This window comes from Tropicimonas sp. (assembly GCF_047971885.1).
Classification (GTDB): Bacteria; Pseudomonadota; Alphaproteobacteria; order Rhodobacterales; family Rhodobacteraceae; genus Tropicimonas.
Genome location: NZ_JBKEAE010000111.1, coordinates 1 through 4,879, shown reverse-complemented (window position 1 = coordinate 4,879; position 4,879 = coordinate 1). Strand labels below are relative to the sequence as shown.

Genomic DNA, 4,879 nt, shown 5'->3' with positions numbered 1-4,879 from the left:
TCGGCGACCAGTTCGCCGATCATCGCGATCATCTCGCCGATAAAGGCGGTCGCGCGCGGCTCGAAGGTGGGGCGCAGCACGCCAAGCGCGCCCATATCCTCGTGATACCAGCGAATCGTTTCCCCGGTGATCTCGCCGATCGACCGCCCGGTCTCTTTCGCGCGGTTGTTGATCTTGTCGTCGACGTCGGTGAAGTTCCGCACATAGGTGACATTTTCCGCCCCGTACCGGTGCCGCAGCAGGCGGAACAGCGTGTCGAACACGATGACCGGCCGCGCGTTGCCCATATGTGCCCGGTCATAGACCGTCGGCCCGCAGACATACATCGAAACCGCACCGGGCCGGACCGTCGGCTCGAGCGGATCCTTCCGCTTTGTCAGTGTGTTCCAGAGCCTTATGTCGGCCATCGTAAACTCCTCGGTCCGGGCGGCGCCGGCGGGTCTGGCAACTTCGATCGGAAATGGGAATGAAGGAACCTGCCCGCCTGACGATGTCAGCGGCGAATGCAGATGCAAATGAAGATGCTGCGCCGGTTCATGTTGGCGCTATAACCGGTGACAGGGGCAACGCCAAGCCCTTTTGCCAACGGGTCCGGCGTGGCGTCGGGCCGCAGACGGGGACGATGATGGACAGGCAGACAGTCAACGGCTATTGCGCCACCTTTCCGGGCGCGGAGGTCAGCGCCCCGTTCGGGCCCGGGCACGACATCTGGAAGATCGGCGGCAAGATCTTTGCCGCCATCGGCGCCGAGGGGCGCGGCGTTTCGGTCAGGTGCCCCGACGTTGAAACCGCCGAGATGCTGCGGGACACCAGCGTTTGTCAAAAGGCGCCCTATTTCCACCGCTCGTGGGTACTTGTCCCGTTCGCGACAGCCGAGGCCGGCGAGATCCGGCATCGCATTCAGGTATCCTATCGCGTCATACGCGGCAGTCTGCCGAAAAAAGTACAGGCGGCGCTTCCGGCGGACTGAAGACCGGCGTCAGACCGTGGGCGTCTGGCCGCCGAGAACGGCGGCGAACATGCCGGTATCGATATTGCCGCCGGTCAGGAAAACGCCGACCCTGCGGCCCGCCATCGCCGCGCGTTCCCGCATCAGCGCCGCCAGCGCGGCGGCGCCGGCGCCCTCGGCAGCATTGTGGGTGGCGCTGAACAGCAGCCGCATCGCCCCGGCCACCTCGTCGTCGCTGACGGCGACGATCCGCTCCGCTCCGGCGGCGTAGATCTCCAGCGCCGCCGGCACCGGCACGCGCACCGCCATGCCGTCGGCAAAGGTGGCGGCGGTGACGGTCTCGACCGGCCTGCCGGCCTCGACCGACAGCTTGGCGCAGGCCGCCCCTGCCGAGACCACCCCGACAATACGCGTCGCCAGCCCCAGCGCATCGCGCGCCAGTATCGTGCCGCAGATGCCCGAGCCGCAGCCGATGGGCACATAGACGGTGTGAAGATCGCGAACCGCGTGAAAGAACTCCCAGGCATGGGTCGCCACCCCCCGGACAAGTTCCTCGTGGAACGGCGGCACGATCTCCAGCCCCTCGCGCGCGGCAACCCGGAACGCCTCTTCCCGCGCGGTATCGAAATCGGCGCCGTGAACGACAAGCTCGGCCCCGAAGGCCCGCATTGCCGCATTCTTTTCGGCTGAATTTCCCTCGGGCACATAGACCAGTGCCCGCAGCCCGGCGGCACGTGCCGCCCGCGCCTGCCCCTGCCCGTGGTTGCCGCGTGTCGCGGTGCAGATGCCCGGACATTGCGGTTGCGTGCGGCGCAGCCAGTCGATGAAGGTGATGGCGCCGCGCACCTTGAACGCACCGGTCGGCGTGTGGTTTTCGTGCTTGACCCAGACCTCGGCGCCCACCGCCGAGGACAGAAGCGGCCACTGGTATTGCGGCGTCGGCTGCATGGCGGCGTGAACGAGATTTGCCGCGGCGGCGAGATCGTCGGTGGAAAAGCGGATCATGGGAACTCCTCTGTCGGGAGCAGACAATCACCGCGCCGGAGGCTTCGCAAGCCACCCTACTGGCAAAATGTGCCCATTCCCGTGCCATAGCACCTGACGGGACGGCCGTACTGATCCTGATAATCGCCCGCACCCAGCGCCGATTCCTCGACCCGCAAGCCCGGCTTGTGATAGACAACCTGCCCGTAGCGGTCCGAACTCATCCCCGGACCGTAGACCTCGTTGGACAGCACGCGCGCATTGTAGTTCGGTATCCGCTGGCGCGGGTTCCAGTCCGGATTGGCACCCTGAGCCGGCAGGGTCGACGGCGCTCCGACCGGCCCGGCACCTTCGGCGGCGCCGGAGGCCGCGGTGGGGCCAAGCTTGCGCTCGAGATCGGGTACCGGCATCGCGCAGCCGGCAACGAGCAGGGCAATCAGGGTTGTTGCCCGAAAGAACGGGCGTACTGGCCTCCGGTCGGAACCACGGGAATTGTTTTTCATCATGGGTTCGGCAGATTGATCTGTGCCAGCCTTACCACAGCGCCGGGCTGCCGTAACATCTCAGGCGCCCGCCGCTTCGGCTTTTTCCTCCAGCGTCAACCATTCCTCTTCCGCAGCCGCCAGCACCCGCTGGCGTTCGACCAGCGCAACCGAGGCCTTGCCGAACCTTACAGGCTCGGCGGCGAACAATCCGGGATCGGCAAGAAATTCCTCGAGCTTCGAGATTTCCGCCGCGAGCCGCTCGATCTCGGCCGGCAGGGCGTCGAGCCGGTGCCGTTCGGTAAAGGTCAGACCGGCCGAGGCTTCTCTTTCATTCCTTGTGTCACGCTTTAATTTTTGGTCGTTCTGCTTTGATTTTACGGTATTTTCAACTTCTTCAGATTCGGATTTCCGTGCCTGATAGTCGCTCCATCCGCCGGCATGGATCACCGCCCGGCCGTCACCCTCCATGGCGATGGTCGTGGTGGCGATGCGGTCGATGAAGTCGCGGTCGTGGCTGACCAGAAGCACGGTACCATCGTAATCGGCGACCAGTTCCTCAAGCAGATCCAGCGTTTCGATTTCCAGGTCGTTGGTCGGTTCGTCGAGCACCAGCAGGTTGGCGGGCCGGGCGAGGATTTTCGCCAGCAGCAGGCGTGCCTTCTCTCCGCCCGAGAGCGATTCGACCGGCGCCCGCGCCTGCGCCTCGGAGAACAGGAAATCCCTGAGGTAGCCCACCACGTGTTTCGGCGCACCGCGCACCATCACCTGATCGCCACCGCGCCCGGGCACGCGCAGCGCCTTGTCGCCGGTCAGGCTCTCCCACAGGGTCGCGCCGGGATCGAGCTGGGCGCGGGCCTGATCGAAGACCGCCAAATCGAGATTGGTGCCAAAGCGGATGGCGCCCGAATCCGGCGGCAGCTCTCCGGTCAGCATCTTCAGCAGCGTCGTCTTGCCGACACCGTTCGGGCCGACCAGCGCCACCCGCTCGCCACGCTGGATGCGCAGCGAAAAAGGCCGCAGGATGCGCTTTTCGCCGTAGGATTTCGTAATGTCTCTGGCTTCCACCACCAGCTTGCCCGAGGCGCGGCCCGAATCGATGGCCAGATCGGCGGCACCCTGACGGCGCACCTGTGCCGCCCGTTCGGCGCGCAGCGCCTGCAACGCCCGCAGGCGGCCCTGGTTACGGGTCCGGCGGGCGCTGATGCCCTCGACCGCCCAGCGGGCCTCGGCCTTGATCTTGCGGTCGAGCTTGTGACGCGCCTCGTCCTCCTCGGCCCAGGTCCGGTCACGCCATTCCTCGAAGCTGGTAAAGCCGTGCTCCTGCCGCCGCACCACCCCGCGGTCGAGCCACAGCGTCGCCCGTGCAAGCCGGTTGAGAAAGGCACGATCGTGCGAGATCAGCACGAAGGCATTGCGCGTTTCGGCAAGCTGATCCTCCAGCCAGCCGATTGCCTGAATATCGAGGTGGTTGGTCGGCTCGTCGAGCAGCATCAGTTCGGGGGCCTCGGCCAGCAGCTTGGCCAGCGCCGCCCGACGGCGCTCTCCGCCCGAAGCGGTCCCGACCGGGCGCGCAAGGTCGAGCTTCAGCCCCTCGCCCGCCATCTCGACACGGAAAACCTCGCCCTCGGGCAGGCCGCTCGCGGCAAAATCGCCGAGCGTGGCAAAGCCCGCCATCGTCGGGTCCTGCTCCATGTAGCCAACATGCATCCCCGGCGGCACGACGCGCGCGCCGCTGTCTGGCTCCACCAGCCCCGCCATCACCTTCATCAGCGTCGATTTGCCCGACCCGTTCCGTCCGACCAGCGCCACCCGGTCGCCCTGCGGGACGACAAGCGAAAGATCGGAAAACAGCGGATCGCCGCCAAAGGTCAGCGAGATATCGGAAAGTTGCAGAAGCGGTGCGCGTGCCATGGCCGCCAGCTATGGCAGCCCGGCCCCGAGATCAAGCGGCGGGCGATCGGCTGCGCGGGATTTTCAGCCTGCGACGGTGCACAGCGGGCGCTTGCAGGCGACATGAAACGCCCGATATCGTTTCCCCTCGAAGCCTCCGACACTCGTCCTGCGAAGCGGCCTTGCCCACGGCGTAACTTGTATAGATCCTGTGACCGGACCCAGGCAGCGGGAGATGCGCAATGAACGGCAAGCTGAAGAAGACAGATGAAGAGTGGAAAGAGCAACTCGGCGCACTGGGCTACGAGGTGATGCGGCGCCATGGCACCGAACGCGCCTTTACCCACGACGATTTTCCCGACCGTCCAGGCATATATCGCTGCGCCGGATGCGGCGCGGTCCTGTTCGACGGATCGGACAAGTTCGACGCCGGTTGCGGCTGGCCCAGTTTCACCCGGCCCGCCGGCACCGCGCCGATCGGCGAAAGCCACGACAACCGGTATGGAATGCTGCGGACCGAAGTGCATTGCACGAATTGCGACGGCCACCTCGGCCACGTCTTCCCCGACGG

The 4,879-nt window shown here is 66.0% G+C and carries 5 protein-coding genes and 1 pseudogene; 2 read left to right on the top strand and 4 right to left on the bottom strand.

The window, feature by feature from the left end:
- Positions 1-407: pseudogene (locus ACK5IR_RS09590) on the bottom strand (cysteine--tRNA ligase); the annotation flags it as partial.
- A gap of 218 nt (positions 408-625) precedes the next feature.
- On the opposite strand from ACK5IR_RS09590, the gene ACK5IR_RS09585 reads away from it, so the two are divergent.
- Positions 626-970, top strand: coding sequence for an MmcQ/YjbR family DNA-binding protein (locus ACK5IR_RS09585; RefSeq protein ID WP_416928281.1), 345 nt, complete (start codon positions 626-628; stop codon positions 968-970).
- Positions 971-979: 9 nt separating this feature from the next.
- Here the strand turns inward: ACK5IR_RS09585 and ACK5IR_RS09580 are convergent, their stop codons facing one another.
- The 3 genes from ACK5IR_RS09580 to ACK5IR_RS09570 all read right to left on the bottom strand — a co-directional run bounded on the left by ACK5IR_RS09580 (position 980) and on the right by ACK5IR_RS09570 (position 4,329).
- The gene (locus ACK5IR_RS09580; protein WP_416928279.1) at positions 980-1,954 is read right to left on the bottom strand and encodes a threonine dehydratase; all 975 of its coding nucleotides are present in this window, start codon (positions 1,952-1,954) and stop codon (positions 980-982) included.
- 56 nt (positions 1,955-2,010) lie between these two features.
- Positions 2,011-2,343 (bottom strand): hypothetical protein, encoded by a 333-nt coding sequence (locus ACK5IR_RS09575; RefSeq protein ID WP_416928277.1) that lies wholly within the window; start codon positions 2,341-2,343, stop codon positions 2,011-2,013.
- A gap of 153 nt (positions 2,344-2,496) precedes the next feature.
- Positions 2,497-4,329, bottom strand: coding sequence for an ABC-F family ATP-binding cassette domain-containing protein (locus ACK5IR_RS09570; protein ID WP_416928275.1), 1,833 nt, complete (start codon positions 4,327-4,329; stop codon positions 2,497-2,499).
- Between the two features lie 221 nt (positions 4,330-4,550).
- Here ACK5IR_RS09570 and msrB point away from each other — a divergent pair.
- Positions 4,551-4,879 (top strand): peptide-methionine (R)-S-oxide reductase MsrB (gene msrB, locus ACK5IR_RS09565; RefSeq protein ID WP_416928273.1); only part of this gene is annotated, 329 nt, incomplete at its 3' end.